This is a genomic window from Streptomyces sp. CNZ301, assembly GCF_004217425.1.
The window spans coordinates 3,617,552-3,643,917 of record NZ_SHLG01000001.1 but is presented as its reverse complement, the minus strand read 5'-3'; the positions used below and the strand labels follow the sequence as shown (position 1 = coordinate 3,643,917).

Here is a 26,366-nt window from a genome sequence, read left to right as displayed (position 1 = left end):
CCCGTACCGGCGCTCTCCGGGCGCTCAGCGGCTCAGCGGCTCAGCGTCTCAACAGCTCAGCGGCGCACGGCTGTCGGCCCGCGCCCTCCCTGTGCACGTCGCGGCCCCTGTCCGCGCCCCTGGCTCCGCGCCGTCGGTCCGGTCAACTGATCGTCTCTGCGGTGCTGTTCGATCGTGCGGGAGCGTGCGGCGTGCGGCACGGTGGGCAGCCGCGGTTCGGCCAGCCGCCGCTGCACGCCCTGCACCACACGGTTCGCCGCGAAGGTCGCCCCGTACACGAAGCGCATGGACGGACCGAAGGACGGCGTCGCCAGCAGCCCCGCGAAGAACAGCCCGGGGTGCGAGGACTCGAACCGTGCGTTCAGCTCGGGTGCGTCGCTCGTGCCGACGCGGTGCAGGATGCTGCGGATCGACTCGTCGAGCATGGACAGCCGCGCCAGTCGCGGGGAGAAGCCGGTCGCCGCGACGACGTGGTCGGTCTCGACCGTGCGCACGACGCCGTCGACGGACTCCAGACGCAGCCGCACCTGGTCGCCCACCTGTTCCGCCGCACTGAGACGGCTGCTCAGCAGCACCGGCACCGCGAACTCGAAGCGGTCGCGCAGCCACCAGGCACCGGCGGGACCGAGCGCCGTGCGCGCGATGTGCTGCCGCAGCGCACCCGGCAGCTTCCGCACCGCCCACGGGATCTCGGAGTAGACCCAGCTCGGCCAGCCGGTGCCGAGTCCGCAGTGCGGATCGCGCAGCGACTTGAGCAGCGAGCGCTGAAGCGGCTGCGGCGGCGAGTTCCAGTTGATGCGGTCGGTCCGCGCCACGACCCGTACGTGGGCACCCCCCTCGGCGAGCAGCGCCGCCGTCTCCAGAGCCGCCTGCCCGGCGCCGACGACGGTCACGTCCCTGTCCTTGAAGCGGCTCAGATCGCGGTGGCGGCTGCTGTGCGAGACGAGCGCGGGCGGCAGTTTCCGCAGCGGACCCGGCTTGTGCATGAACGGCATGACACCGACGGCGACGACGACGGTGCGCGTCACCAGCACGTCCCCCTCCGCCGTCTCGACGCGGAAGCCGCGGGCGCACGGGACGATCGACGTCGCCGTCTGCTCCTCCGCCGGTGGCGCGGCCCGGCTGCCGAACCACTGCCCGTACTCGGTGAACGTGCCGATCGGCAGGGGTCTTCCGTGCTCCACCGTGACGCCGCGAGCGGAGCAGTACGCGGCGAGCGTGTGCGTACCGGCCGGGTCGGAGAGGTTCGAGGACCAGGGCTCGGACTTGAGGAACATGCCCTTGGGCATGTGGTCCCGCCACGAGGCCATGGGACGTCCCAGGACGCGCAGGTTGAGTCCGGCGGCCGCGGCGTGCGAGGCGATGGAGAGGCCGTAGGGGCCTGCGCCCACCACTACGAGGTCGTACATGCGTTTCCTTCTCTCTGATCTTTCACTGACCGCTCATCACGGGCGGAGCGGAAATGCGGTGCGGACGGCAGACCCGGCGCGGACGCCGGAAGTGCCGCCCTGACTGACCTGACGCGCTGCCAGATCTTGAGTGCGCCGCGGGCGAGCCATGCCCCGGCCATGGCGAAGAACGGACGCGGGTCGTCGGCCGCGAACCAGGCGCGCTCCACGGCGCGGCCGGGGCAGCGGACGTGCCGCCCCCGCGGCCGGAAACCGCGGCGGCCTCCTGGCTCGTCCAGCGCACTCCGGCCACCTCGCCCGCCGCGCGCTCCGGGCCCGTGCGGCCCTTCCCTCCGCAGCATCCCGAGGGACGCGACCGTGACCATCGCCGACAGCAGGGCGTAGTTCTCGGCGACGAACACCCGACCCGGCCCGCCGCGCTGCGCGGGCACCTCACGCCCCGTCAGATGCAGGTGCTGCGCGCGGACGACGTCGAGTCCGCCGTCGTCGGTGAAGAGCCGGAACTGTGCGCCGGGCCGCGGGTTGAAGTCGAGCAGGTGGTACGTGCCCGTCACGGGGTCGAACCGGAAGTCGAGGTCGAGGATGCCGCGGTAGCCGACCCGCGCCGCGAGGCGTGCCGCCTCCTCCTCCACCTCGTGGTTCGCGATCCAGGTGCCGACCGCCGTCAGGCCCGTGCGCGGGGGCCAGGAGCGTTCCTTGCGTCCCGAACCGCCCACGAGGAAGCCCCGGTCGCCGTCCGCGTAACCGTGGAAGAACCAGTCCGTTCCGCGGCCGCCGGGCAGTCGTTGCTGAAGCAGGAGCCGGCTGCCCGCGTGAGCGCTCATCTCGTACAACTCGCCGGCCTCGGCGGGCGTCCGCACGAGCGTGGTGCTGCGCAGGCCCTTCGGCAGCAGCCACGGGCGGCTCCACTTCGCGACGACGGGCAGCCCCAGCAGCGCTGCCTCGCGCGCCGCAGCGGCGGCGCTGTCCGGCGCCACCGTGACCGGATGAGCGATGCCGAGGTCCCGGCAGAGTCCGGCCAGTTCGGCCTTGTCGGCGACGCGGGCGGGCAGGTCCGGTGCGGTTTCCGGGAGCAGGAAGCCGCGGTTGCGCAGCCGGTCGGCGAGGGCTGCCACGCCGATCGCGCCACGGTCGTCCAGTGCGATGAGCACGGTCGGCCTGCCGATGGCGTCCGACACGCGGGAGAGCGCCAGTTCGAGTTCGACGTCCGAAGTGCCGTCCGGCGGAAGCGAATACATCCGGTGGACGAACCGGGAGCGGTCCACGGGGCCCGGCGCCCCCTGTGCGAGGTGGACCTCGATCCCCGTGCGCCCGAGGGACCTGACGGCTCCGAGCGTTCCGTGGTGGAACGGGTTGGGGTCGAGCCGGAGCAGGAGGACGGGGACTTCCGTGTCGAACGGCGGCATGGGTATGTCCTTGCGTCATGAATAGTGCGAACAGGGAGAAAATATCCCCATTGGGCTATCAGACCGCACCGAGCCGTCCTGAACGGTTAGGTATGAAATGCGTGTTTCGTGGCCGGAGAGGCCGCCGGCGGACAGGAGGATGGATGCGGAGCCCCGAACGCCGCGGATACAAGGGGGTCTGCGGTCTCGTCGTCGCCGCCGGGCTTCTCGCTTCCTGCACGGTCCTGCCGATGAATCTGCCCCATTTCGAGAAGGAATCGTTCATCCGGAGCGTCATGTCGAGCGACGCCGGACCGGCTTCGGGCCCCGGCGCCGAACAGGGGAGCGCCGGCTTCTCCGCGCACCCCGCCTCGCTGACGGGCGTTCAGGCGGCCAACGCTCCGCTCGCCCCCCTCGGCACGTTCGTGCGGGCCGACCCGGGCGGCCTGCTGCACATTCCGGAGCTGCAACACTGGCTCGGCGGCACGGAACTGAAGGTGGGCCACACGTATCTCCCCGGCGACCGGTGGTCCAACATCGAGGGCAGCCCGGGCTTTCTCGAACCGTGGACGCGGTGGCGGCGGGCTCAGCAGGACCGGATGTTCGTGCTGAACGTGCCGATGACGCCACGCAACGAGGACGGTCTGCGGGACCGTCAGGTGCGCAAGCTGCTGCGCGCCGGTGCGGCAGGCCGTTTCGACGGCCACTTCCGCACCCTCGCCGAACGCCTCGTCCAGCAGGAGGCACCGGACACCGTGATCGTGCTCGGCTGGGAGATGAACGGCGCGACGTACACGCACCGTTGCGGGCCCGCCCCCAGGGCCTGGAAGCAGTACTGGCGGAACATCGTCACAGCCATGCGCTCGGTGCCCGGACAGAAGTTCCGCTTCGACTTCGCTCCGAGCCGTGGCCGGGACGCCTACCCGTGGACGAAGTGCTACCCGGGCGACGACGTCGTCGACATCGTCGGCATGGACGCCTACGACCAGCCGGAGGGCCACTCCTTCGAGTCCCAGGTGAACGAGCCGTACGGCCTCCAGGACCAGGTCGACTTCGCCAGAAGGCACGGCAAGGCCATCTCGTACCCCGAGTGGGGACTCTTCCGCAACGGCGACAACCCGGAGTACGTCCGCCGGATGCTCGACTGGTTCGACCGCCACAAGCCGCTGTACCAGACGCTCACCGACTACTGCCCGCACGGTGTGTGGCAGTGCACCGGCAATCCGGATTCCGCCGAGGCGTTCCGCGCCGCGGTCTTCGGCCGGTCCGGCAGGACGCCCGCCCCGTCACCCGGCGCGAGCTCGTCCCGTGCACCTGGGGCTCAGCCGCCCGCGCCGGTGCCTTCGCCCTCGCGCACCGCGATCCCCGTACCGACGCAACCCGGCTCGCGGATCCCGTGGTACGAGGACTGCTTCGCCGTCGGCAAGTACTGCCTGCGGTTCGACAAGGTCGTGCCCGGTTCATGGGTGTCCCGAGCGGGGCTCCACAAGTAGCGTCGGCCTCAGCGAGGTTGGGGCCGGCTCGCTCATGGGTCGTGGGGCTCCTCCGCCCCCCGAGGGCGGAGGAGCCCCACGCTCACGACCGTTGTTCATCGGCCTCCGCGGCCGGGTCCGTTCCGGCCTTCCCGAGGCCGCCGGTACGGAAGTGCCGCAACCACCCGGCGTCCCGGGCGGGGCGCACAACTCCGGCGGCCAGTTCACGCCCCTTGACCTGCGCGAGGTGCATCCCCAGCGCGGGCGCCATCTCCCGGCGCGCCATCACAAGACGCCCGCTGGCCACGGCTTCGGCCTGCCATCGCAGTTTGTGCGGCTCGGCGCCGCGCAGCAGATTGAGCGTGCCTGCTCCCACGGCGTCAGCGTGTGCCGCGGCGTGCCGCAGCAGCATGGTGGTGATGTCGACCCGCTGGGACCGCAGCCCCGGGTGTGCGCCGTAGAGGTAGCCGCAGACCATCTCCCGGCTGGTGAAGGTGATGTCCGAGGCCACGGTCTCGTCGTCGACGCGGTACTCGGTGATGGTCGCGTCGCCGCTCTCCGCCAAGCGCTCGACGGTGCGTTCCAGGTGGGCGCGGAAGCGCGGCCGCAGATGCTCGGGTGTCACGCCGCGGCCCTCCCACTGCATCGCGTGCAGCTTCAGCAGGGTACGTACGGCCCCGGCGGCCTCCGTCGGCAGTACGTCGTGCTCCTTGACCCCCAACTTGTCGATCTTGCGGAGCTTCTGACGAGTGCGCTTGGCGCTGGCGGCCGGCAGCCGCTCCAGCAGCTTCTCCATGGGGACACCGGGCAGTTCGAGACACACGGAGTCCGCGAGCCTGTGACGAGGGCCGGGCCATGCGTCGTACACCTGCTCCGCCGCGGCACCGCGGCGCACCTCGCGCAGATCGATCAGCGCTCCGCGCGACGCACGGTGCAACGCCCTCGCCAGACACGGGGCGGCGGCGGGGTATTCGCCGTCCAGCAGTACGTCGCAGAAGTCGGTGATGCCGCCCCCGAGGGCGACCAGCGTCGGCAGGGGCCGGTGGGTGAGCATCATCGGCGCCGCGGCGACGAGCCGGCCGTTCTCGCGGACCAGTACGACGCGGAGCCGGCCCCGCCCTCCGTACGACCGCCACCACGAGTGCAGCCAGGCATGGGACTGGAAGGGAGTGGATCCCGGGCTGCGCAGGCGCAGCCCGTCCCACTCCGCGGCGAGTCCGGCGAACGCCGCCGGGTCCCGGCAGACACTGGCGCTGGTCATCGTCCCGCCTCCGTCAGGGAGTCGGCGCTCGTGGACTCCGCCGGGGCGCCCGCACCGGGGGTCGCCTCGGGCATCCGGCCGCCGCCGGCCGTCGCGGGCACGCCGGTGTGCTCCGGGCGGCGACGGGGCTGCGGACGGACGAGCAGCACAAGCCCGCCGATCAGTCCGCCCGCGCACGCTCCCACGGCGACCGCGACCTCCCGGGACGGTGAGACGGGCGTCGCGGGCGCCACGGCCTGGGAGAGGAGGGTCAGGCGCGCGCCGGTCCGCTTCACCGAGGCCTTGGCCGTGTTCGTGAGGGCCTTCGCGACGGCGTCGGCGTTCTTCGCCGCCTGCGATGCGCTGGACGAGGTCGCGGTGATCTGAACCATCGGGGCATCGGGCGACGTGCTCGCCTGGATGCCGTCGCGGATCGTGCCCCGGCGGAGGCCGGCCCGCTTCTCCGCGTCTGCGAGGATCATCGGGTCCGTCGCGATCTTGCCGAACGCCTGCGCGTAGCCGAGCGCGCCCCCCGCCTCCGACCGGCCGGACGGTGAGACGACGACGTAGCTGACAGCGGAGTACTGCGGCGGCGTCATCACCGAGTACCCGGCGCCGCCCCCGGCGCCCAGCAGGAGGCAGACGGGAAGCGGCCACCATCGGGGCGTGCGGCGCAGCCACGCCCTGAACCGGACGGACAGCCGCCGCACCGGGGACACGGAGGGCTCCGTGGCACGCGTGCGGCGGCGGGCCCGGGCGGAGGAGCCGTCGGTCACAACGGCGTTGCTGCGGAGCGGAGTTGTTCTGGTGAGGGCGGAGGTCTTGCTGCTGCCGCCGTTCGCCGGGGCTGCCGCGGACGCCGCCGGGGCCGCCGTTTCCGGCTTCCCGGTTCCCTTCCTGGCCTTCCGGCTCCGGATCCTGAGCTTTCCGGCGCTTCCGGCGGTGGCGTCCTTGGCGGATTCGGTGCCGGTGTCGGTTCCGGAAGCGGTCTTGGCCGGACGGGCCCCGGGCTTGGCGGCGGTCTCGGCGCCGGTACGGGTGCCGGTGCCGGACCGGGACCTGGTGACGTCCTCGGCCTTCGGCTTCGCGCCGCTCTCCGGTTTCGTGCCCGCCTCCGGTTTCGTGCCCGCCTCCGGTTTCGCGCCGGTCTCCGGTTTCGTCACCGGCTTCGCCCCTGTCGCCGCCTTCGTGACCGGCTGCGTCTTCGTGTCCGTCGTGCCGTCCGTCCTGGACTCGGGCCCGGTGCCGCTCCCGGCGCCGGATTCGGCGTCGGTCTTGGCGTCGGTCTCGGCGTGGCTCCGGGCTCCGGGTTCGGCGTCGGTCTTGGCGTCGGCCGCCTCGGATTTCACCGTGGCTTCGGACTTCACCGTGTCCTCCGCCTTCACGGCGGCGTCGGACTCCACGGCGGCGTCGGACCTCACGGCAGCCTCGGACTTCACCCCGCCGCTCTCCGACGTGCCGGCCGGGTTCTTCTCCGCGGCGCTCTCCGCGCCCTCGGGGGCTGCGGCCCCCGCACCGTCGCCGGTGCCGGGCTTCGGCGGGCGGGCTTCGTTCCGGGACTGCGCCGTGCGCGCCGAGCCGTCCGCGGTGGGGTTTTGGGACGATCCCTGTGCGGCTTTGGGCATGGCAGGACTCACCTCGTTGTCAGGGGTAGCGATGTCGGCGCCGGTACGGGTGTGGCCGCGGCCGGTGCCGTTGCGGGCAGTTGCGGTGCGCCTGTCACGGCGCGGTAGACGGCCATCAGCTGCTCGGCGCTGCGGACGATGTCGTAGCGCTCCACGACGGGCGGTACGGGCAGCCGTACGGGCTCCGCGTTCCTGTACTCGCAGAGGAGCGCGGTGAGTTCGGGCACGCCGGTTCCGATGCGCCGGGCGCCGGGTGCCTCCTCGGGCGGCAGGTCGTCGATGGCCGGGCACGTCACGTGCAGCGCCGGCAGCCCGGCCGCGAGGGCTTCGAGCACGGCGAGCCCGAAGGACTCCTCGGACGACGGCGAGACGAACACGTCCATCGCGGCGAGAAGGTCCGGGATCTCCCACGAGCCGACACCGGCCGAGGCGACCGTCCCGTCGCACTCGCCGAGCATGTGGATGCGGTCGAGCGAGCCGAGTGCCGTCGCGATGCCGCGGAGCGTCTCGCGCTCGGGGCCGTCGCCCACCAACACCAGCCGCGCGTCCGGCAGTACGGACACCGCCCGCACGAGCGTCTCGAAGTGCTTGCCCGGCACCAGCCTCCCCACGCCTCCCACGACGAAGGCGTCCTGGGGAATGCCCAGCCGCCCGCGTGTGGTGACGCGGGCCAGGGGGTCGAAGAGGAAGCGGCGGGCGTCGATGCCGTTGGGCACGGTGTGCAGCCGGGAAGCGGGCACACCCCACCGCCGCAGCCGCTGCGCGACGGTGTCGGACACCGCGACGGTGGCGCAGCCCAGCCGCTCGGAGGCCAGATACAGCGCGCGGATGCCCGGACCGAGCCGCCTCCCTTCGATCGTGTCCTCGCCGAGGGAGTGCTCCGTGGCCACGACGGCACGCACTCCGGCGAGCCGTGCCGCGAGGCGCCCGTACAGGCAGGCCCGGTAGAGGTGGGTGTGGACGAGGTCGTAGCGCCCTTCACGGAGCAGATGGACCAGCAGCGGCATGATCGTCGCGTCGAGGTTCCCGGTCATGCCCAGGTGCGTGACGCGGTGGCCGTCGGCGAGGATGCCGTCAGCAACAACACCTGGTGCGGTGAGGGTGAACACGTCGCAGCGGAGCGGCAAGTGGCGGAGCATCAGCCGCAGTTGCTGCTCGGCTCCGCCCACGCCGAGTCCGGTGATGATGTGCGCGACCTTCATCGGGCGCCTCCGGTCCCGCTGCCGACCGCGCCCTCGTCCTCTGCGGCCGCCGCGCCGGTGTCCTTCGGCTGCCCCTGCTCGGGGGGAAGGGGCTTGCGGCGGAGCGGATTCAGCGTCCGCTTCAGGAACAGCCGTACGGAGTTGTCGGAGGCGTCGATGTGCACCCTCGGCAGGGCGTGCATGCAGGTGAGCGCCCCCGGGTCGATGGCGCAGGCATAGCCGTAACCGGCGTCGCGCACCGCCTCGACGGCGCGGGGATCGACCGTCCCGTACGGGTAGCAGAAGCCCTCCGGGGCGGTGCCGGTGATCTCCGCGAGGAGCGCGCGGCTCTGCTTGGTCTCCTGTTCGACGGTGGGGTCGTCGGCCTTGGTCAGGTCGGTGTGCGTCAGGCCGTGCGAGCCGATCTCCATGCCTTCGGCCGCGGCGGTGCGGATGCCCTCGGCGTCCAGGAGGGGCTTGCGCGGGCCGAGTTCGTCCCATGCGTTTTCGCCGCCGAGCCGGCCGGGCAGTACGAAGACGGTGGCCGTGCATCCGTGCCGGTGCAGCAGGGGCAGGGCGCTGTCGACGAAGTCTGCGTAACCGTCGTCGAAGGTCAGCCCGACCAGTCCGGCACCGCGTCCGGCGGCCCGCGCCCGCATCAGCTCGCCCACGCTCACGCCGGACAGGCCGCGGCCGCGCAGCCAGCGCAGCTGCCGGTCGAGCCGGTACGGAGAGACCGTGATCCGGTACGGGTCGTCCGTGCAGCCGGAGACCGAGTGGTACATCAGCACCCAGGGGGGTCTCCGCCGCCGCGTGCCTGTGCGGGCGGTCGCGGGTACGGTCACGGGCTCGCGTGCGGACGCCGGCACGGGCACACGTCGCTGGGGCGAGGGCAGCGGCAGGGCGGGGATGCGGGCGCGGAACTCAGCGGACATGAGCGAACCTTCGTTTGACGGTGGCGAACAGCTGAGGCACCTCCGGGGCCCTCACGAGGCGGGCCACGGACGCGAAGACGACGAGGACGGTCACACCGCCGGCCGTGGCGCCGGCCAGCGGACCGCCGGCGAGCAGGGCCGCACCCCAGCCCGCGGCGGAGGCGACGGCAGCCGCCAGCAGCAGCCGGACCAGCCCGGCGGCGACCCGGCGCACATCGATGGCGACCACGCGCGCACCGAGGCCGTGCAGGAGCAGCAGCGCGGCGGTGAGAATCCCGGCCGCGTTGGCGGCGGCGATGCCGTGAACTCCCCACGGACGCACGGCGATCGCCCCCGCGACGACGGTGACGAGAAGCCCCAGGGCCATAGCCGTGGCCGGGTACCAGGTGGGCCGCGTACCGGAGAAGAACGGACGTACCAGCGCGCCGACGAGGCTGTGACCGAGCAGGCCGCAGCTGTAGACCCGCATCACCGAGGCGGTGCCGGCGGTGTCACGGGCGTCGAACGCACCTCGCTCGAAGAGGAGTTGGATGAGCTGCGGCGCGCAGGCGACGACGTACGCGGCGCCCAGCAGCACGACGATGGCGACCAGCGCCAGGTCACGCTCCACGCGCAGCCGCGCCCGCAGCTTGTCGCCGTCGGCCATGGCGCGCGCCACGACGGGGAAGGTGACGGTGCACACCATGAGCGAGAGCACCATCGGCATCTGCGCGACCTTCTGCGCGTAGTTGAGGTGCGAGATGGCGCCCGCGGGCAGGGGAGAGGCGAGGTAGCGTTCGAAGAGCACCTGTGCCTGGCGGCTGACGGCGAAGGTCGCGACCGGTGCCAGCACACCGAGGCCGATCATCGCGACGCGGCCGGAGTACGCGGCCGGGCCCGCAGCCGGAGCGGGCGGGGTCGCGGGCGTGGCGTCCTGGTCGGACGCCACCGGCGGGAGTGCCGGGACCGCCGGACCGGCCGCCCCCGCCGACCCCACCGGGAGCACGGCCTTCGTGTGAGCGTTCCTTGCAGGGGTGTCCGCCTCCCGGAGCGCGGCCGGCGTCCTGCGCTTCCCGCGCAAGGGCAACTGCCTGATGAACGAGGGAAGTTGGACCAGCACCATCAGGCCGCCGCCCACCGCGACCCCCACGGCGGCCGACCGCACCCCCCACAGGGTGTGGCCGGCGAGCATGACCGCGATGATCGCGATGTTGTACGCGACGTAGATCGCTGCGGGCGCGACGAAGCGCCGGTGGGCGCGCAGCGCGGCGCTGAAGTAGCCGGCCAGCCCGAAGGTCACCACGGTCAGAGACGTAAGGCGCATGCAGTCCACCGCCGTACGCGCGTCCTGCAGACCCGGTGCCAGCACCCGTACCAGCAGCGGGGCGGCGAGCAGCATCAGCGCGGCGGTCGCGGTGAGGCCCAGCATCAGCCGGGGCAGGGTCCGCCGTACGACACCCAGCACCGGGTCGCCTGCGGCGGCGTCCGCGCCGAGCAGGGTGCCGCCGTCCGCAGGGCCGGGAGGGGCGCCGCGCCGGGCGAGGGCGAGGCTGAAGGCGGGGACGAGGATCAGCGCCATCGCGTCCTCGATGAGCAGCGTCGCGGCCAGTTCCGGGACGGTCCATGCGACGAGGAAGGCGTCGGTGTCGGCGTCGGCGCCGAAGAGGCTGGCGATCGCCTGGTCGCGGAGCAGGCCGAAGAGCGCGCCGGCCGCCGTGAGCGCAGCGGTGATCACGGCGGCACGGGCGAGGAACCTGCCCAGCGGCGGAGGGCTTCCGTCGCCCTTCCCGCCGTTGATGCCGTTCCGGTCGAGGCCGTCGCTCGCGGTGCCGGGGCCCGTTGACGTCGCCGCGTCCTGGGTAGTGGTGCTGGAGGCGTGCGTTTCCGTCATCGGGCGGGCGCCTCTGCCTTGCCGTCGGCGGTGGTCGCGGGTGAGTCCGGACGGGGGGCGGCGGCCGGGGCCGCGGGGGAGGAGACCAGGGCCCACCAGGTGATGGCGCCCAGGAGAACCGCGGTCATCACCGTCGAGGGGCCGCCGATGTCCGCGTAGAGGAAGTCGACGCCCTGCCACACGAAGAGCCCGACGGCAGCCAGCCCGCAGTCGGCGGTGCCGGGGGCGTCCGTCGATGCGCCTGGCCGGGCCCGGCGGGCGGTGTACAGGCGCCGCAGCCCGCACAGGAGGAGTACGCCACCTCCGCCGACGAGCGCCACGGCGCCGATCAGGCCCTGCTCGCTGAGGACGAGCAGATACATGTTGTGCGGGGAGAGCAGCGGTTCCTTCTGGAACTGCATGCCGGCTCCTGCGGTGTCGCTGCCCGAGGAGAGCCCCACCGAGGCGTGCCCGTCGCGGTGCGCGGGGAAGTTCTTCGGGCCGACGCCCGTCAGGGGATCGTCCTGCCACATCGAGGTGGCCGCCGACCAGAGGCTGTAGCGGTCGGTGACGGAGCGGTCCGGGGCGGAACCGATGTCGGTGATGCTGGTCAGCCGCTCCTCGACCATGGACGAGCCGACTCCGAAGCCGCCCACCAGCACCACCGACGCGGCGGTCAGCGCGAGGAGAACGGCCACGGCCCGGCGCGCACCCGCCAGCAGCAGCACCGCCAGGCACGCGACTGCCGTGGCGATCCACGCGCCGCGGCTGTAGGAGAGGACCAGCGGAGGCACGAGCGCGGCGGCGCACCACATCGCGGTGACGCGCTGCCGCCGTGAACTCTCGCGCGGGTCCGCGAGGCAGAGCGCGAACGCGGCCACCAGCCCGAGCGACACCACTGTGGACATCCCCATGACGTCCAGCGGCCCGAACGTGCCCACCGCGCGCACGTCCTTGCCCATGTACGAGGCACCGGTGAGCGTCACGCTCTGCACGACACCGACCGAGCCCTGCACCAGGGCCAGCACGACCATCGCCCAGCACAGCAGCCGGAAGTCCCGGGTGCCGCGCAGCAGGAGCAGCAGCGCAGCGGGGATCAGCACGAAGATCTGCAGATACCGGACGAAGCCCGGCAGGCTCGCCCAGGGATCGGCGGACGCGGCGGTCGCCACCGCGAAGGCGACAGCCGGTGCCCCGAGCACCGAAGCCGCCATGGGTGTCAACCGACCGCCGCGTCCGCGCAGCAGCCTCACCAGGCACCACACCACCAGCACCAGGGAGGCCGCGTCTGCGGGGGTGACCTTTGCCGACATGGTCACGTCGCCGGTCTGCACCGGCATGCACAGGACCAGAACGGTGGCCACGGCGGGCGCCATCGGCGCCCATTGGCGCCAGAACGCCGCACTCGTCACGGGGGGCCGCTGCCGTGCGTACCGGTCGCCGCCCGTTGCGCCTGTTCCGTCCGGGCCCCCCGGTCCGCCCGCGGCGCTCGTCAGTCCCTTCGTCTCCCGGTCATGCCCCGGGACGTTCCGGCCGCCGTCGCCGAGCGGCGGACGCCGGCTCTCCGGCAGTGCGACCGTCACCCCGATCACCGTCCTTCGAGGCGGAAGAACGAGGTCACGGTGCGGAACATGATCCGTACGTCCTGCCACAGCGACCACGTCTCGATGTAGTGGTTGTCGAAGCGCGCCCGGTCCTCGATGGAGGTGTTGCCGCGCAGCCCGTACACCTGGGCGAGGCCGGTGATGCCGACGGGCGAACGGTGCCGCTCGGCGTAGCCCGGGTGGTCCTTGCTGAACTGCTCCACGAAATAGGGGCGTTCGGGGCGCGGCCCGACCAGGCTCATGTCGCCGCGCAGCACGTTCCACAACTGCGGCAGCTCGTCCAGCGATGTACGGCGCAGCAGCCGGCCCACCGCGCTCATCCGCTCGTCGCCCGCGACGCTCCACCGCGTCGCCGACTCCGTCTCGTTCGCGGGCCGCAGCGTGCGGAACTTCAGCAGTGTGAACGGGCCGCCCCCGAGGCCCACGCGCTCCTGCCGGAAGACGACGCCGGGCCCGTCCGAGATCCGCACGGCCACCGCGCACGCGGCCAGCAGGGGAGCGGCGACGACCAGCGCCGGAACGACCAGCGCCAGGTCCAGGAGCCGCTTGCGCCAGCTCCACCCGGAACCGGGGCACTCCAGGGACAGGCGTCTGCACGAGAACCCCCACACGTGTGCGGGGCCGGTGTCGTGCGTGCCGTGCACTCCGACGGCGCAGCCGGGCCGTACCAGCCAGCCGGCCACTCCGCGTTCGCCCAACGCCCGTGCCAGCAGGGCGTTCTGCGGTTCCTCCCAGGGAGAGCGCAGGAACACCACGTCCCGGACGGTGTTCTGGATGACCGCTCTCGTGGCGTCCTGCAGCACCACGACCACGGGAAGCGGCGCGTCACCGTCCTCGGCGTCGCCGCCGCCGTCCGCTCCGCCGACGAGGTCGACGAAGCCGACCGGCCGCAGCCCGTAGCGGGGGTGCTCGGTGAAGACGTCCGCGACCGTACGGGCCAGGCGCCCGCTGCCGACGATGAGCGCCGGGCGCGGCCGGCGCCGTGCCCTGATCCTCCGGAAGCCGTGCACCAGGGCGCGCCCGGTGCCCGCGAGAGCGGCGTTCGCCGCGACGGCTGCGAGCAGGACCATCCAGCTCAGGGCCGACGGGCTGTCGGACGAAGCGAGGAGGGCGGCGGCCACACACCAGGCCAGTGCCGCTCGGGCGGTCAGCGCGGGAAGCTCGTCGAGCGCGTACGTCCGCAGCCCCGGCCGGTACAGGCCCGCCTGGGCGTTGAGGGCGAGCGCCCCGAGGACGACGGGCACGAGCAGCAGGCTGTCCGCGTCCGTCCCGCCGCCGACCGCCGAGACGACGGACGCGGAGGCGGCCGCGTCGGCGGCGGCGAGCGCCGCGCTGCCCCGGTGGCGCAGGCGCAGCAGGTTCCGCCGCTTGCGCAGGCCGCCCACGGGCGGGGGTACGGTCCGGTCGCCCGCCGGGTGAGGGGTCTTCACCGCGGTGCTTCCGTCCGGGGCCCCTCCCGGCTCCGGACGGGTCGCGATGCGTGCGCTGCCGGCTCTCTCGTCCGTGCGGTCCGTCGTCATCGTGCGGCCCGCCAACGGCTCGCCGGTGCGTGCGCGTCGAGCACGTCGCGGTACAGGGCCAGCACGGACTCCGCGGTGCGGCGCACGTCGAAGTCGGCCCGTACGTGCTTGCGTGCGGCCTCGCCCATGAAGTCCCGCAGTTCCGGTTCGCCCAGCAGGCGTGCGACCGCGTCGGCCAGGGCCCGCGCGTCGCCGGGCGGCACCAGGCACTGGTCCTGCTGTTCCGGCGGCAGGCACTCCCGTGCGCCTCCGACATCGGTGAGGACGACGGGCCGCCCGCAGGCCATCGCCTCGAGCGGAGTGAGCGCCATGCCCTCCCACCGGGACGGCAGCACGACCAGATCGGCCGCCGCGTACCAGCGGCCGATCTCGTCGCTCGCGCCCGCGAACAGCACCCTGTCCGGGGCGGCCGCGGCCAGCTCCCGCCGGTCGGGTCCGTCGCCGACGAGAACGAGCCAGGCATCGGGCACGTGCTCGGCGACGCCGGCCCATGCGTCGAGCAGGATCCGCTGCCCCTTCTGCGGGCACAGCCGGCCCACGCAGACCACGATCGGGGCCCGCGCCGGTACTTCGTTCAGGAGGGGCGAAGCGGCACGTGCCGCTTTGCGGTCCTCGATCTCGGCCTCCGGCACACCGTTGTGCACGACGGCCCAGCGCGCCGCGACGCCGGCCCGCTCGCCGGTGCGGCGCTCGGCCTCGCTGACGCACAGCACGCGGTCCGTCCAGTGCGCGGCGCGGCGCTCCCAGGCGCGCGCGAGCCGCGCCGTGAGCCCTCCGACCGCTTCGAACGACCAGGCGTGCGGCTGGTACACGGTGGGGACACCGCCCCGCAGGGCGAGCCGGGCGGCCAGCCCGGCCTTCGCGCTGTGCGCGTGGACGACGTCGGGTGCCACGCGCCGGATCAGCCGGTGCGCCCGCCGGGTCTCTGCGGCGACTCGGAGGCCGAGCTCACGTCCGGCCTCCCACACTTCCACCTGCGCACCCGCCGCCGCGGCCTGCCGGGAGAGGCTTCCGCCCTCCGGACAGCCCACGATGGCGCGTACGCCTTCCTTCGTCTGGGCCCCGACCAGATCGGTCACGACCCTTGCCACCCCGCCGTCCACCGGTTGTGCCAGATGAAGGACCGTGAGCCGGTCTCTTCGCTCTCTGCGCTGCGAAAGCACCCGAACGTCTCCTCAACGTCACTACCGGACAGGCTTTTTGAGCGGAACAGGGTGGATCGCCGGATCTCAGCGGCGGGCGTTCACCTGCGTGTAGAGGGCGCCGAGCAGGTAGTCGTCCCTTCCGGACGTGAAGCGGAAGAGAAGGCTGTTCCCGCCGGAACGCAGCGCTTTCTGTGCATCGAACCGGTCGGAGTCGTATCCGAGGGTGTTGCGGTGCGCGGGAACGCGTCCTGAAACCTCGCGGCCCAGATTGGTGATCGTGGAGTTGAAAGCGTCGCTCCCGGGGTTCGCCGAATCCGAAAGCGGCGTTCCCTCGCGCTTGTTGGCGGAGAGGAGAATCGAGTCTCCGCCGGAACCGCGGTCGCCGTCGTAGCCGACGACGCCGACGGAACCCTTGGCGCCCGCGGGGAAACTCATCGGCCGCGTCGCGATGGAGAAGCCGTTCCTGTAGCCGTCGGTCGCGGCGAATCCGTCCCAGACACTGAGGTGCCGTCGCGGCGACTTCTTGTTCTCGTACGCCACCACGAGCGTCCAGCCGCCCCAGGCACCGGCCTTGGACTGGCCCTTCGCGACGTTGAGCTGCGCCACCCTGTAGGCGCCGGGCCCGCTGCTTCTCACCAGGGACGTCACGTTCGCGGAGGCCTGGTAGGCGTCCGCCCCGTCCGAGCGGCGGTGCGTTCGGATCGTGTCCGCCTTCAGCGCGCGGTACGACCCGCGGGGCTCGGCCACCAGGACTCGTCCGTTGTCCTTGGCGGGCTTGACCTCTCCGACGCGGAGATTGCCGCCCCAGTACAGACGCGCGTACTTCACCTGCGAGTTCGCCGGCATGCTCAGTGCGGCCCGTGTGGAGTTGTACGTGTTCGGGTCACGGTCGATGTCGGAGTAGAACATGTCGTACTCGCTGTTCCGGCCGGCCCCGCCCTTCTGCGCCGAGTCGCACGAAGCGGCATTCGCCACGGGTTTGAGGCATGTGATCGACGAGTTCGCGGCGGTGGCGATCCCGCCGTTGACCGTCGCGTGATAGCGCTCCTTGAGCGCCTGACGCGGTTCGGGGGCCGGCGCGGATGACGCCGGCGGCGCCAGCGACATCGTCGTGGCCGCGCAGAACACCGCGCAGCACAGTCCGCGAACCGCTGATTTTCTCTTTTCCACCATGGATGACTCCGTCTCCCGTCACGAAACAGAGAGACCTTTACAAAGGCGATCACGAAGATTCAGACGGCACGCCGGTCATCTTTACCTTTTCACTGACTAGCCGATACTTGGAGGCCGGTATGAGGCCGGACGGGTCACTGAAAACCGCCGGTGAATGCTCGGATAAGGTCGGTCCCATGCCGCTCACGTTCGAACTGGATCCGCCTATCGACGCTCAACTGCGAGACGGACTGTGCACGTTGTGGGCCGACGTGACCAACGCCGGAGGCGCCATCGGCTTCGTGCCGCCGGTGACACCGGACGCGATACGCCAGGACCTGCTGGCCCACCTCGTATCCGTCGACGCCGGACGCACGCGCATGCTGATCGGCCGCGACGAGAACGGCGCGATCGCCGCCGGCGCCTTCCTCGTCCTCAACACGCACAGGCTCAAGCGCCACTGGTGCTCGGTCTACACGGTGATGGTCCACCCCTCGCTCCAGGGAAAGGGGCACGGCCGGGACCTGATGTCCGCGACCGAGAAGGCGGCCAGAGGAATGGACGGCATCACCGCTCTGCGGCTGACCTGCCGCGGCGGCCTCGGCCTGGAGCAGTTCTACGCGGCCTGCGGGTACCGCGAGGTCGGACGTCTCCCGGGCGCGATCAAGGTCGCGGACGGCGAGCTGCGTGACGACGTCACACTCTGGATGGACCTCGTATAGATCACGGACCTCCGGCGGAGCACCACGCCCTGACGGCCTGCCGCGGGGGTCCCGGCCGTGGGAAGGGGCCGGAGTGATCGTCCACGGCGCTGTGTTTGACTGGATGGAGCCGCCCGGCGCCCGGCAGCGCCGCGCCGAACGGCCGGCGCCGCACAAGGAGCGGCGCACTTCCCCTCGGCCTGCGGCCGGGGGAGACCCCAACAAGCCGAGAAGCCCGGAGAAGACCCTCGTGAGCAGCAAGTCGCACGCAACGCTCCGCTACACCGCCATGCGGGCCGGCGTCTTCGCCGGCTGTCTCCTCGTCGTCGCCGTCCTCGCGTACACCGGGATCATCCCCGAAGGCATCGGCCGGTCCAACCCGCTGTGGATCGTGTTGCTCGCTCTCGTGGTCTCGGCCCCGCTCAGCTTCGTACTGCTGCGCAAGCAGCGCGACGCCATGTCGGAACAGCTCGTCGACGGGGTGGGCCGGGCCAAGGAACGGCTCTCGGCGAACCAGAGCCAGGAGGACGGCGTCGCGTGACGCCGCGCCCGCTGCTTCCCGCGCTCGGCCTCCGTAGGGTCGCCCGCCGCACGTAAGGCTTGTCACACGCTCCTGACGCCCGCTGGGAATGGCAGCCCGTCCCGGGGGCGTTGTGGGTGCTCGTAACGCCCCGGCGGAGTTCTTTCCGGGGACCGAAGCCCACTCTCCAGCGGGAGTCCGACCGTGCCCTCGTCCTCAGAATTCTCCGGGCCCTCAGAAACCACTTCAGACACACCGCCCGGTGGCTCCGCTCCGCCTGCCTCCTCGCCCTCGTCCTCGCGCGGACGGATACCCAGGGTCCCGTTCTGGGCCCAGATCCTGCTCGGCCTCCTCCTGGGCGTGCTGCTCGGCTGGGTCGCCCGCAGCGGCGACGTCGCCTGGCTCGGGACGGCACTCACGAAGACCGGCGAGATATTCGTCCAGCTGCTGAAGCTGGCCGTCGCTCCGCTCGTCTTCTTCGCGATCATGGTTTCGATCACGAACCTGCGCAACGTCCACAACGCGGCGCGGCTCGCGACCCGGACGCTGCTGTGGTTCATGGCCACCTCGCTGATCGCCGTGGCGATCGGCCTCCTCATCGGCCTGGTCACCAACCCCGGCGCGGGCACCGGCCTCTCGGCCGGCGACGCAGGGAAGCCCGAGGAGTCCGGATCATGGCTGGACTTCCTCACCGGGATCATCCCGACCGACATCATCACGCCCTTCACCGAACTCCAGGTGCTGCAGATCGTGTTCATGGCCGCGGTCGTCGGCGTCGCCGCCCTCAAGCTCGGCGAGAAGGCCGCACCCCTGCTGTCGGTGGGCGAGGCCGTGCTGGCCCTGCTGCAGAAGGCGCTGTGGTGGATCATCCGGCTCGCCCCCATCGGCACCGTCGGTCTCATCGGCACCGCCATCAAGGACTACGGCTGGGACCTCATCGGCAAGTACGCCACCTTCACCGCCGACATCTACATCGGCTGCGCCCTCGTACTCTTCGGCGTCTACCCGCTGCTGCTCGCCACCGTCGCGAAGGTCAACCCGCTGCAGTTCTTCCGCGGTGCGTGGCCGGCGATCCAACTGGCCTTCGTCTCCCGCTCGTCCGTGGGGACCATGCCCCTCACGCAGAAGGTGACCGAACGACTCGGCGTCCCCCGCGAGTACGCCTCCTTCGCGGTGCCCTTCGGCTCGACGACGAAGATGGACGGATGCGCCTCGGTCTACCCGGCCATCGCCGCCATCTTCATCGGCGAGTTCTACGGCATCGACCTGGGCCTGCGCGAGTACCTGCTGATCGTCTTCGTCTCCGTCATCGGCTCCGCCGCCACCGCGGGCCTGACGGGCGCCACGGTCATGCTCACCCTGACCCTCTCCACGCTGGGACTTCCCCTCGCGGGCGTCGGCCTGCTGCTGGCGATCGACCCGATCCTGGACATGATGCGGACGGCGACGAACGTCGCGGGTCAGGCAGTGATTCCGGTGCTGGTCTCGGCCCGGGAGGGAATCCTGGACCGCGACAAGTACGCCGGGGCGCGCAGCATCGACCTGGACGGCTTCGAGCCGGAGACGCGGACGGCGACGGCGGCGGCGTAGGGCGCTCCTGCCGCGCGGCTTGCCAACTCCCCTGGCCTTACCGGAGGTCGGGGGAGTTGTTTGTTCCGGTTCCATGCCAGGTGCCCTCAAGGTGTCTGGCAGCGAAGTGGCATAAGAACCCCCGAGGTCGGGGGGAGCAACTCGGCGTCGCAGTTCTCGCTGAGGGCTTCCCCGGGAATCCGGAAATCTGCGATTGGATTTTGCTGTCGTCGAGCCGGCGTTCCCGCCGGTGAATTCACCGAGTGCGTCGGATCTTGGCGGCGATTGCGTGCCCGACGAGGAGGTAGACGAGAGCTGGCAGGGCGTAGTTGAGGACGAGGCGTAGACCTTCGTTCTCCACTGAGAAGATGTTCTGGGACCAGCCGGCGAGCCAGTACGCCATGTCTTGAACGTACTGGACGAACAAGTTGGCTCGGTCGGCACCGAGCAGGTGGAAGACGATCCACAGGCCCACATAAGCAGCTGCGATGTCGGCGATCATGTGGACCACGAAGGCTCTCCATCGTGATCGCGATTCATCACGGGGCCCGCCCTGGCGATGGCTTGTGGGGGCGGGTTCGTGAGCGTGACTCATAACGTCCGATCTCTTGGGTGCATGTGTCTCAGGAGCGCCGGAGGACAACCCGGCCTGAGCTCCCTCTACCGGCCTGCTGCCGGCACGAACTCACCGCCTTCGACGTTGCGAATCATCTGACTCCATGTGCGTGCCGACGCGCTCTTTCGGTGTGTGAACCTAGGCGCCGGTCATCTGTCGATACCCGCGGCGCCGACGGGGCCGGGTGCAGGCCAGGCCCTTGAGCCCTGAACCGTCGCGCGCCGCGGGGCGTGGAATGAAAGGACGCAAGATGTCTTTTCGTTCCGCATACGGCCGGGACCAGCCAGCCGCACATCCCTCTGCGCCGTAGGAGGTCGCAACTGTCACACTGATCTCGTGGATGCTTGTGGATTCTTTGTGACGGACGCGTTCAGGCAAGCTTTGCAAACTGCGTAACGAGTTCACCGCACGCTGGCGGAGGATCATGAGCAAGCCGCCGGGCGCACACGAACAATCACGAAGGTGCGGCCTGAAGTCCGCGGCGCGGCAAAGAGATTGCCCGCGTCGGGCTGCATATCCAGAGCCTTCAGAGCAGCTGCCAAGCGGTGCATCACGTGCAACACCTGGGGTCCCTGCTGTCCCTGCCCATCGGCGTCCTGATAGTCATCCGGCCGGCCTGGTGCGCGCCCCGCTTCGGTGTGCTGCAGGGGATCGTCGCGCAGTACCATCGCGCAACATCCGACAACGAGGAAGGGCGAACCCACGTGGTGGACATGAAAGCGGCCGCGCGCAAGGTCTTCGATTCATACGACCTCGACGGCGACGGGAAGATAACTGCCAAGGAGTACCAGCAGGTCGTCGCCGAGCTGCGCGGTGAGCACCTCACCGACGAGCAGGCGCAGCAATTCATCGACGTACTCGACACGGATGGCGACGGCACGATGTCGTTCGAGGAGTTCTGGGCCCCGATGCAGGGCGGCGCGGACTGACCACGGCCGTTCCGGTCACCCTGCGCGGCGGTGCTGTACTTCACTGCTGTACGGCAACCGCTGCGGAGGCCGGTCCCGCACGGGAGCATGGGAGGCTGACTGCACCTCAACGTCTTTCGGCTAGATGCTGTTGGCGCCCCTCGAACACCTCACGCGTGTCATCGACGACTTCCCGGAAGAGCACTACCTCGAAGGACGTCGATGGCAGCCTGCTGCCAGGTCGATGCGGGTGGGTCGGTGGATGAGCTCCTGGATGTGGCCGTCGAGTGTCCGGTTCCCGGTCACCCGCGAACCACCGGGCTCGTGCCGCGGGTACGCCGTCCTCAACGGGCGGACTCCACCGCGGTCTTGATGCGCTTGCCGAATTCGTCCGCCTCCTTGCGGGCCGCCTTCAGCGCGGCGCCGACGATCAGCTTGCCGGGGCCGTGTCCTGTCAAGGTGTTGAACAACCGCACCCGCGTCCTGCGGTCGCCGACGGGCTCCAGGTCGTAACCGCCCTCGCCCGTGACCAGGTTCTTCGACGTCTCCGTCCATCGGATGCTGCGGGGCGGGTCGAATTCGGTGATCCGGAAATCTCTGCGGGTCTTTATCCCGGCGTCCTTGACCGTGCTCCGATAGACGGTGTCGACGCCCGTCGGACCGTCCGTCGTTTTCGCGATCTCCAGGACCCGGGGGCTGAACTTCGGGTCGTTCTCACCGTCCGCGAGGAAGGCGAAGACCTCCTCGATCGGCCGGTCGATCTCCGTGATCACATCGAACTGTCCTGCCATCAGATCTCCACTCGTCGAGTCCTGGAAGGGGTCGGGGGGATGGCCGGTTCATCAGTCGAGCCGGGGTTCCGCGTCACCGACCGGTGCCTGCCCGGGAAGGCTAGCCGCGGGGTGTGACACCGGCCCATGGCTCGTGGCGGGACTCGTGCTCACGCCCGTCTTCAGGCCCCGGTCTACCGCCGACCCGCTGGCCGGAGCCGCCCGAGCCGTACGGGGAGGACCGGAGGAGTTGCCCCGTTCGGGTCCTGGTGGAGTGTCTCCTCCGTGGGTACGGCTGGGCCCGGCACATGCCGCGTTCCACCCGGCGAGCCCCGGCAAGCAGGGCGTGACCGGGCGTCGGCGCGTCGTACTGAGGCGACGCCCGGTCGTCGTGGCAGCGAGGTGCCGTGTTCCCTGGCCCCGGCCTTCGCCCTAGCATCGCCGGAGTCCCAACTCGGTGACGGAGGGCGGAAGATGAGCATCAAGCGTGTCGGCACCGGAGCGCACACCGTGCTGGTTCTGCACGGCTGGTTCGGCTCGTCGCGGTCATGGCAGGCCCTGCTGCCGCACCTGGACGGGGAGGCGTTCAGCTATGTGTTCCTGGACTACCGCGGTTACGGCGAGCGTCGCGGCGAGACGGGCCGGTACTCGATCGCCGAGGCGGCGGGCGACGTGCTGGCCGCGGCCGACGACCTCGGCGTCGACCGGTTCTCGCTGCTGGGGCACTCGATGGGCGGATCCGTCATGCAGCGGGTGTACGCCGATGCGCCGGACCGGGTGAGGGCGCTCGTCGGTGTGTCACCGGTGCCGGCGAGCGGTGTGCCGTTCGACGAGCAGAGCTGGCAGTTGTTCGCCGGCGCCGCCGACAGCCCCGGCAACCGCCGCGCGATCATCGACTTCACCACCGGAAACCGGCATACCGGTACATGGCTGAACGCCATGGTGCGGCATTCGCTGGAGAACTCGGACCGCGACGCGTTGGCCGCCTATCTGCACGCGTGGGCGCGTACCGACTTCCACACCGAGGTCGAGGGCAGCAACGTGCCGATCCAAGTGATCGCCGGGCGGCACGATCCCGCGCTGGGCGCCGAGACCATGCGGGCCACCTTCGGAGCCTGGTACCCGAACCTCGAACTCGAGATCTTCCCCGATGCCGGGCACTACGCGATGGACGAGTCTCCGGTGGCCCTCGCAACCTGCGTCGAGCGCTTCCTCGCGAGGCACTGATGGCGGCACCCGCCGCGAGACCCGACGTGTTCGACCCGCGCGTGTTCGCACGCGGCATCCCGCACGACAGTTTCCACCGCCTCCGCGACGAGGCGCCCGTCTGCCGGCAGGACGAGCACGAGGTCGACGACTGGCCGGCAGGGCCCGGTTACTGGGCCGTCACCCGCTACCGGGACGTCCGTGCCGTGCTGCGCGACCCCGCGGTGTACTCGTCCTGGCTCGGGGCCACCCAGATCCGCGACCCCGCCCCCGACGACCTCGACTTCATCCGGCGGATGATCCTCAACATGGACCCGCCCGAGCACAGCCGGATCCGCCGCCTGGCCGCCGCCCTCTTCACCCGGCGACGGCTGGAACAGTTCACCGAGCAGATCACGAAACGCGCCGCCGCACTGCTGGACGCGGTCGCCGAGCGCGAGAGCTTCGACCTGCCCGCCGAGGTCACCGACGACTTCCCGCTCGCCAACCTCGCCGAACTGCTCGGCGTCCCCGCCTCCGACCGCGGTCTGCTGCTGAAGTGGACCAACCGGGTCATCGGCTACCAGGACCCCGAGCACGCCGACGTCGTACGCGACGCCGACGGACGACCCGTCAACCCGCGCTCGCCCGCGATGCTGCGCGACATGTTCGACTACGCGCACGAACTCGCCCGGCACAAGCGCAGCCACCCAGCAGACGACCTGATGACCGCGCTGGCCACCGCCACCGTCGAGGACGGCCGTCCACTCACCGGGGAAGAACTGGCGATGTTCTTCTTCCTCGTCGTGATCGCCGGCAACGACACCGTGCGCAGCGCCCTGCCCGGCGGCGTCCTGGCCCTCCTGGAACATCCCGACGCCTACCGGCGGCTGCGCGCCGACCCCGGGCTCGTGCCGTCGGCCGTCGAGGAGATGCTGCGCTGGCACCCGCCGGTGCTCAGCTTCCGCCGCACAGCCACTCGGGACACCGAACTCGCCGGGCAGCGGATCGCGCGGGGGACAAGGTCGTGGTCTACCACGCCTCCGCGCACTTCGACGAGCGTGCCTTTCCCGACCCTTACCGGTTCGACATCACCCGCACGCCCAACGATCACCTGGCCTTCGGCCAGGGCCCTCACATGTGCCTCGGCGCGCACTTCGGCCGCATGCAGATGCGGATCTTCTTCAGCCAGCTGCTCGCCCGCGTGCCGGAGCTGGAACTCGACGGGCCGCCGGTCCGCCTGCGTTCCAACTTCATCAACGGCATCACGCACCTGCCGGTGCGCCGGACCCCGCCCCGGACCCCGGCCCACCGCTGACCGAATGAGCGGCGCTCTCGGCGGCACCGTCCGGATTCCCCACCGGGCGACGTGCGTGACGCGCGGTGAGGTCACGTGCAGCCACCCCCGGTCTTCGGGCCATTGCCGCTGGAAATCGCCCTTGAGAGGGGTCGGTCGGCCGACCAGAGTATGAGGCGGTCGATCGTCACGCGCGAAACCGCAGGAGGAACCGGCTTGGCAGTGATGTTGTTCGGGTCCTTGGACACCAAGGACCGGGAGTACGCATTCGTTCGCGACCTCGTCGTCGAGCGGGGGCTCGAAGTGGTGCTCGTCGACACGGGAGTGCTGGGGACGCCGGACGTCGCGGCAGACGTGACGGCCGCCGCTGTCGCCGAGGCGGCGGGCACAGACCTTGAGACGCTGAGGTCCCGGCGCGACCGGGGGCACGCGCTGGCGACGATGGCTGCCGGAGCCAAGGCCGTTGCGGAGGAGCTGCATGCTCGCGGCCGGCTGAGTGGTGTGCTCGCCCTCGGAGGCAGCGGCGGCTCCTCGATCGCTGCGGCCGTCATGCAGGCGTTGCCCGTTGGTATGCCGAAGCTGCTCGTCTCGACGATGGCCGCCGGTGATGTCTCGGCCTACGTCGGCACGTCCGACGTCACGCTGATGTACAGCGTCGTCGACATTGCGGGCGTCAACTCGGTCTCCCGGCAGGTCCTCGCCAACGCGGCGGCAGCGATCGCCGGGATGGCCTCCGCATACGACGCCCGGCGAACCGCCCGCGCCGGACCGCAGGACAAGCCACTCGTCGCTGCGACGATGTTCGGCGTCACCACACCCGCCGTGGACACGGCGCGGCGACGGCTCGAAGAACTGGGCTACGAGGTCCTGGTGTTCCACGCGACCGGCTCGGGGGGTCGCACGATGGAGGCGCTCGCGGCCGACGGCCACCTCGCGGGAGTGCTCGACCTGACCACCACCGAGATCGCCGACGAGGTCGGCGGCGGCGTGCTGTCCGCCGGCCCGGACCGGCTCACCGCGGCAGCTACGGCCGGCGTGCCGCAGGTGGTCAGTCTCGGTGCGCTCGACATGGTGAACTTCGGTCCGCGGAGCACCGTGCCGAAGCAGTTCGAGGACCGCACACTGCTGGCCCACAACGAGGCGGTGACGCTGATGCGCACGAGCACGGCCGAGTCCGCCGAGATCGGCGGTGTGCTGGGCGCGAAGCTCGCCGCGTCGGCCGGCCCGGCCGCGTTGTTCGTACCGCGTGGCGGATTCTCGGCCCTCGACGCTCCGGGCGGGCCGTTCTGGGACCCGCGGGCGGACGCCGCGTGCGTCGCAGCCGCGCTCGAGGCTGTCGACGGCAGTGCCGTCGAGGTCGTCGACACCGAACTGCACGTCAACGACGCGGAGTTCGCGGAATCGGCCGCCGACCACCTGCACCGGCTCATCCAGAGGGAGCGCCATGGATCGTGATCAGGCACTCGCCGCCTTCCGCAGCCGGCTCGACGAAGGACAACTGATCATCGGTGCCGGTGCGGGCACGGGGCTGTCCGCCAAGGCGGCCGAGGCAGGCGGCGCCGACCTGCTCATCGTCTACAACTCCGGGCGGTTCCGGATGGCCGGCCGCGGCTCGCTGGCCGGGCTGATGCCGTACGGCGACGCCAACGCGATCGTGCTGGACATGGCGGGCGAGGTGCTGCCCGTCGTGGAATCCACACCCGTCCTCGCCGGCGTCTGCGGCACCGACCCGTTCCGCCGGATGCCGTGGTTCCTCGACCAACTGCGCGCCATCGGGTTCACCGGCGTGCAGAACTTCCCGACGGTCGGCCTCATCGACGGCCTCTTCCGGGCCAACCTGGAAGAGACCGGCATGGGCTTCCACCACGAGATCGAGATGATCAGGCTCGCCGCCGAGCGCGAACTCCTCACCGCGCCCTACGTGTTCGACGCGGAGCAGGCCGCAGCCATGGCGCAGGCCGGTGCCGACATCATCGTTCCGCACCTCGGCCTCACGACGAAGGGCAGCATCGGCGCCAGGACAGCGATCACTCTCGACCAGGCCGTCGAACGCATCCAGGAGATGCGCGACGCCGCCGTCGCCGTGGCACCCCACATCCACGTGCTGTGCCATGGCGGGCCGCTCGCCGAGCCGGACGACGTGCGCCACGTCCTGGACCGGACGCACGGCGTCTCGGGGTTCTTCGGCGCCTCGTCGATGGAACGGCTGCCCACGGAACGCGCCATCGCCGGCCGGCTCCGTGCGTTCAAGCAGCTTCCCGTCTCCGGCCAGTGACGTGCGTA

General features: G+C 71.2%; 21 protein-coding genes and 1 pseudogene. 9 read left to right on the top strand and 13 right to left on the bottom strand.

All coding sequences use genetic code 11. From position 1 onward, the window contains the following. Positions 1-56: 56 nt before the first annotated feature. Both EV375_RS15735 and EV375_RS15730 read right to left on the bottom strand, forming a co-directional pair. Positions 57-1,409, bottom strand: a complete 1,353-nt coding sequence (locus EV375_RS15735; RefSeq protein WP_130299986.1) for an NAD(P)-binding domain-containing protein — start codon at positions 1,407-1,409, stop codon at positions 57-59. Beyond that, positions 1,394-2,815, bottom strand: coding sequence for an ATP-grasp domain-containing protein (locus tag EV375_RS15730; protein WP_130299985.1), 1,422 nt, complete (start codon positions 2,813-2,815; stop codon positions 1,394-1,396). Before EV375_RS15730 ends, EV375_RS15735 begins: the two co-directional genes overlap by 16 nt. Before the next feature lie 143 nt (positions 2,816-2,958). Between EV375_RS15730 and EV375_RS15725 the strand changes: the two genes are divergently transcribed. After that, positions 2,959-4,287 (top strand): glycosyl hydrolase, encoded by a 1,329-nt coding sequence (locus tag EV375_RS15725; RefSeq protein WP_130299984.1) that lies wholly within the window; start codon positions 2,959-2,961, stop codon positions 4,285-4,287. An 82-nt stretch (positions 4,288-4,369) separates the two neighbouring features. Here EV375_RS15725 and EV375_RS15720 read toward each other — a convergent pair whose 3' ends face one another. The 9 genes from EV375_RS15720 to EV375_RS15680 form a co-directional block, all read right to left on the bottom strand. After that, positions 4,370-5,527: a GNAT family N-acetyltransferase gene (locus tag EV375_RS15720; protein ID WP_130299983.1), complete on the bottom strand. Its 1,158-nt coding sequence runs from the start codon at positions 5,525-5,527 to the stop codon at positions 4,370-4,372. Then, complete coding sequence (locus EV375_RS15715) at positions 5,524-7,131, bottom strand: hypothetical protein (RefSeq protein ID WP_130299982.1); 1,608 nt, start codon at positions 7,129-7,131, stop codon at positions 5,524-5,526. The genes EV375_RS15720 and EV375_RS15715 overlap by 4 nt, the downstream gene beginning before the upstream one ends. An 8-nt stretch (positions 7,132-7,139) precedes the next feature. Continuing rightward, the gene (locus EV375_RS15710) at positions 7,140-8,333 is read right to left on the bottom strand and encodes a glycosyltransferase (protein WP_130299981.1); all 1,194 of its coding nucleotides are present in this window, start codon (positions 8,331-8,333) and stop codon (positions 7,140-7,142) included. Continuing rightward, positions 8,330-9,097: a polysaccharide deacetylase family protein gene (locus tag EV375_RS15705; RefSeq protein ID WP_130301882.1), complete on the bottom strand. Its 768-nt coding sequence runs from the start codon at positions 9,095-9,097 to the stop codon at positions 8,330-8,332. The genes EV375_RS15710 and EV375_RS15705 overlap by 4 nt, the downstream gene beginning before the upstream one ends. Before the next feature lie 139 nt (positions 9,098-9,236). Beyond that, positions 9,237-11,117, bottom strand: a complete 1,881-nt coding sequence (locus EV375_RS15700) for a lipid II flippase MurJ (protein ID WP_130299980.1) — start codon at positions 11,115-11,117, stop codon at positions 9,237-9,239. Then, a complete protein-coding gene (locus EV375_RS15695; protein WP_130301881.1) occupies positions 11,114-12,472 on the bottom strand; it encodes an O-antigen ligase family protein in 1,359 nt (452 codons plus the stop codon). The genes EV375_RS15700 and EV375_RS15695 overlap by 4 nt, the downstream gene beginning before the upstream one ends. A gap of 212 nt (positions 12,473-12,684) precedes the next feature. Further along, on the bottom strand, positions 12,685-14,220 hold the full coding sequence (locus EV375_RS15690) for an exopolysaccharide biosynthesis polyprenyl glycosylphosphotransferase (protein WP_130299979.1): 1,536 nt from the start codon (positions 14,218-14,220) through the stop codon (positions 12,685-12,687). After that, positions 14,217-15,383, bottom strand: a complete 1,167-nt coding sequence (locus EV375_RS15685) for a glycosyltransferase family protein (protein WP_486588500.1) — start codon at positions 15,381-15,383, stop codon at positions 14,217-14,219. The genes EV375_RS15690 and EV375_RS15685 overlap by 4 nt, the downstream gene beginning before the upstream one ends. A gap of 66 nt (positions 15,384-15,449) precedes the next feature. Further along, positions 15,450-16,538, bottom strand: a complete 1,089-nt coding sequence (locus EV375_RS15680) for a DUF3344 domain-containing protein (protein ID WP_486588499.1) — start codon at positions 16,536-16,538, stop codon at positions 15,450-15,452. Positions 16,539-16,714: 176 nt separating this feature from the next. Here EV375_RS15680 and EV375_RS15675 point away from each other — a divergent pair, with 176 nt between their 5' ends. The 3 genes from EV375_RS15675 to EV375_RS15665 all read left to right on the top strand — a co-directional run bounded on the left by EV375_RS15675 (position 16,715) and on the right by EV375_RS15665 (position 19,328). Next, a complete protein-coding gene (locus EV375_RS15675) occupies positions 16,715-17,239 on the top strand; it encodes a GNAT family N-acetyltransferase (protein ID WP_130299977.1) in 525 nt (174 codons plus the stop codon). A 229-nt stretch (positions 17,240-17,468) separates the two neighbouring features. After that, positions 17,469-17,759 carry a DUF4229 domain-containing protein gene (locus EV375_RS15670; RefSeq protein ID WP_254666154.1) on the top strand — a complete coding sequence of 97 codons (291 nt, stop codon included), beginning with the start codon at positions 17,469-17,471 and terminating at the stop codon, positions 17,757-17,759. Between the two features lie 288 nt (positions 17,760-18,047). Next, complete coding sequence (locus EV375_RS15665) at positions 18,048-19,328, top strand: dicarboxylate/amino acid:cation symporter (RefSeq protein WP_486588740.1); 1,281 nt, start codon at positions 18,048-18,050, stop codon at positions 19,326-19,328. Positions 19,329-19,563: 235 nt separating this feature from the next. On the opposite strand, the gene EV375_RS15660 is transcribed toward EV375_RS15665, so the two are convergent. After that, positions 19,564-19,809 (bottom strand): hypothetical protein, encoded by a 246-nt coding sequence (locus tag EV375_RS15660; protein WP_130301879.1) that lies wholly within the window; start codon positions 19,807-19,809, stop codon positions 19,564-19,566. A gap of 668 nt (positions 19,810-20,477) precedes the next feature. On the opposite strand from EV375_RS15660, the gene EV375_RS29715 reads away from it, so the two are divergent. Continuing rightward, complete coding sequence (locus EV375_RS29715) at positions 20,478-20,852, top strand: EF-hand domain-containing protein (protein ID WP_486588498.1); 375 nt, start codon at positions 20,478-20,480, stop codon at positions 20,850-20,852. Positions 20,853-21,175: 323 nt separating this feature from the next. Here EV375_RS29715 and EV375_RS15650 read toward each other — a convergent pair whose 3' ends face one another. Then, positions 21,176-21,622, bottom strand: a complete 447-nt coding sequence (locus EV375_RS15650) for an SRPBCC family protein (RefSeq protein WP_130299974.1) — start codon at positions 21,620-21,622, stop codon at positions 21,176-21,178. A 453-nt stretch (positions 21,623-22,075) separates the two neighbouring features. Between EV375_RS15650 and EV375_RS15645 the strand changes: the two genes are divergently transcribed. The 4 genes and pseudogenes from EV375_RS15645 to EV375_RS15630 all read left to right on the top strand — a co-directional run bounded on the left by EV375_RS15645 (position 22,076) and on the right by EV375_RS15630 (position 26,358). Further along, entirely contained in the window at positions 22,076-22,828 is a 753-nt protein-coding gene (locus tag EV375_RS15645; RefSeq protein ID WP_130299973.1) for an alpha/beta hydrolase, read from the top strand. Continuing rightward, a pseudogene (locus EV375_RS15640) lies at positions 22,828-24,104 on the top strand (cytochrome P450). Before EV375_RS15645 ends, EV375_RS15640 begins: the two are co-directional and overlap by 1 nt. 204 nt (positions 24,105-24,308) lie before the next feature. After that, entirely contained in the window at positions 24,309-25,538 is a 1,230-nt protein-coding gene (locus EV375_RS15635) for a Tm-1-like ATP-binding domain-containing protein (RefSeq protein WP_130301877.1), read from the top strand. Next, on the top strand, positions 25,528-26,358 hold the full coding sequence (locus EV375_RS15630) for a phosphoenolpyruvate hydrolase family protein (protein WP_130299972.1): 831 nt from the start codon (positions 25,528-25,530) through the stop codon (positions 26,356-26,358). Before EV375_RS15635 ends, EV375_RS15630 begins: the two co-directional genes overlap by 11 nt. The last annotated feature ends 8 nt before the right edge of the window (positions 26,359-26,366 follow it).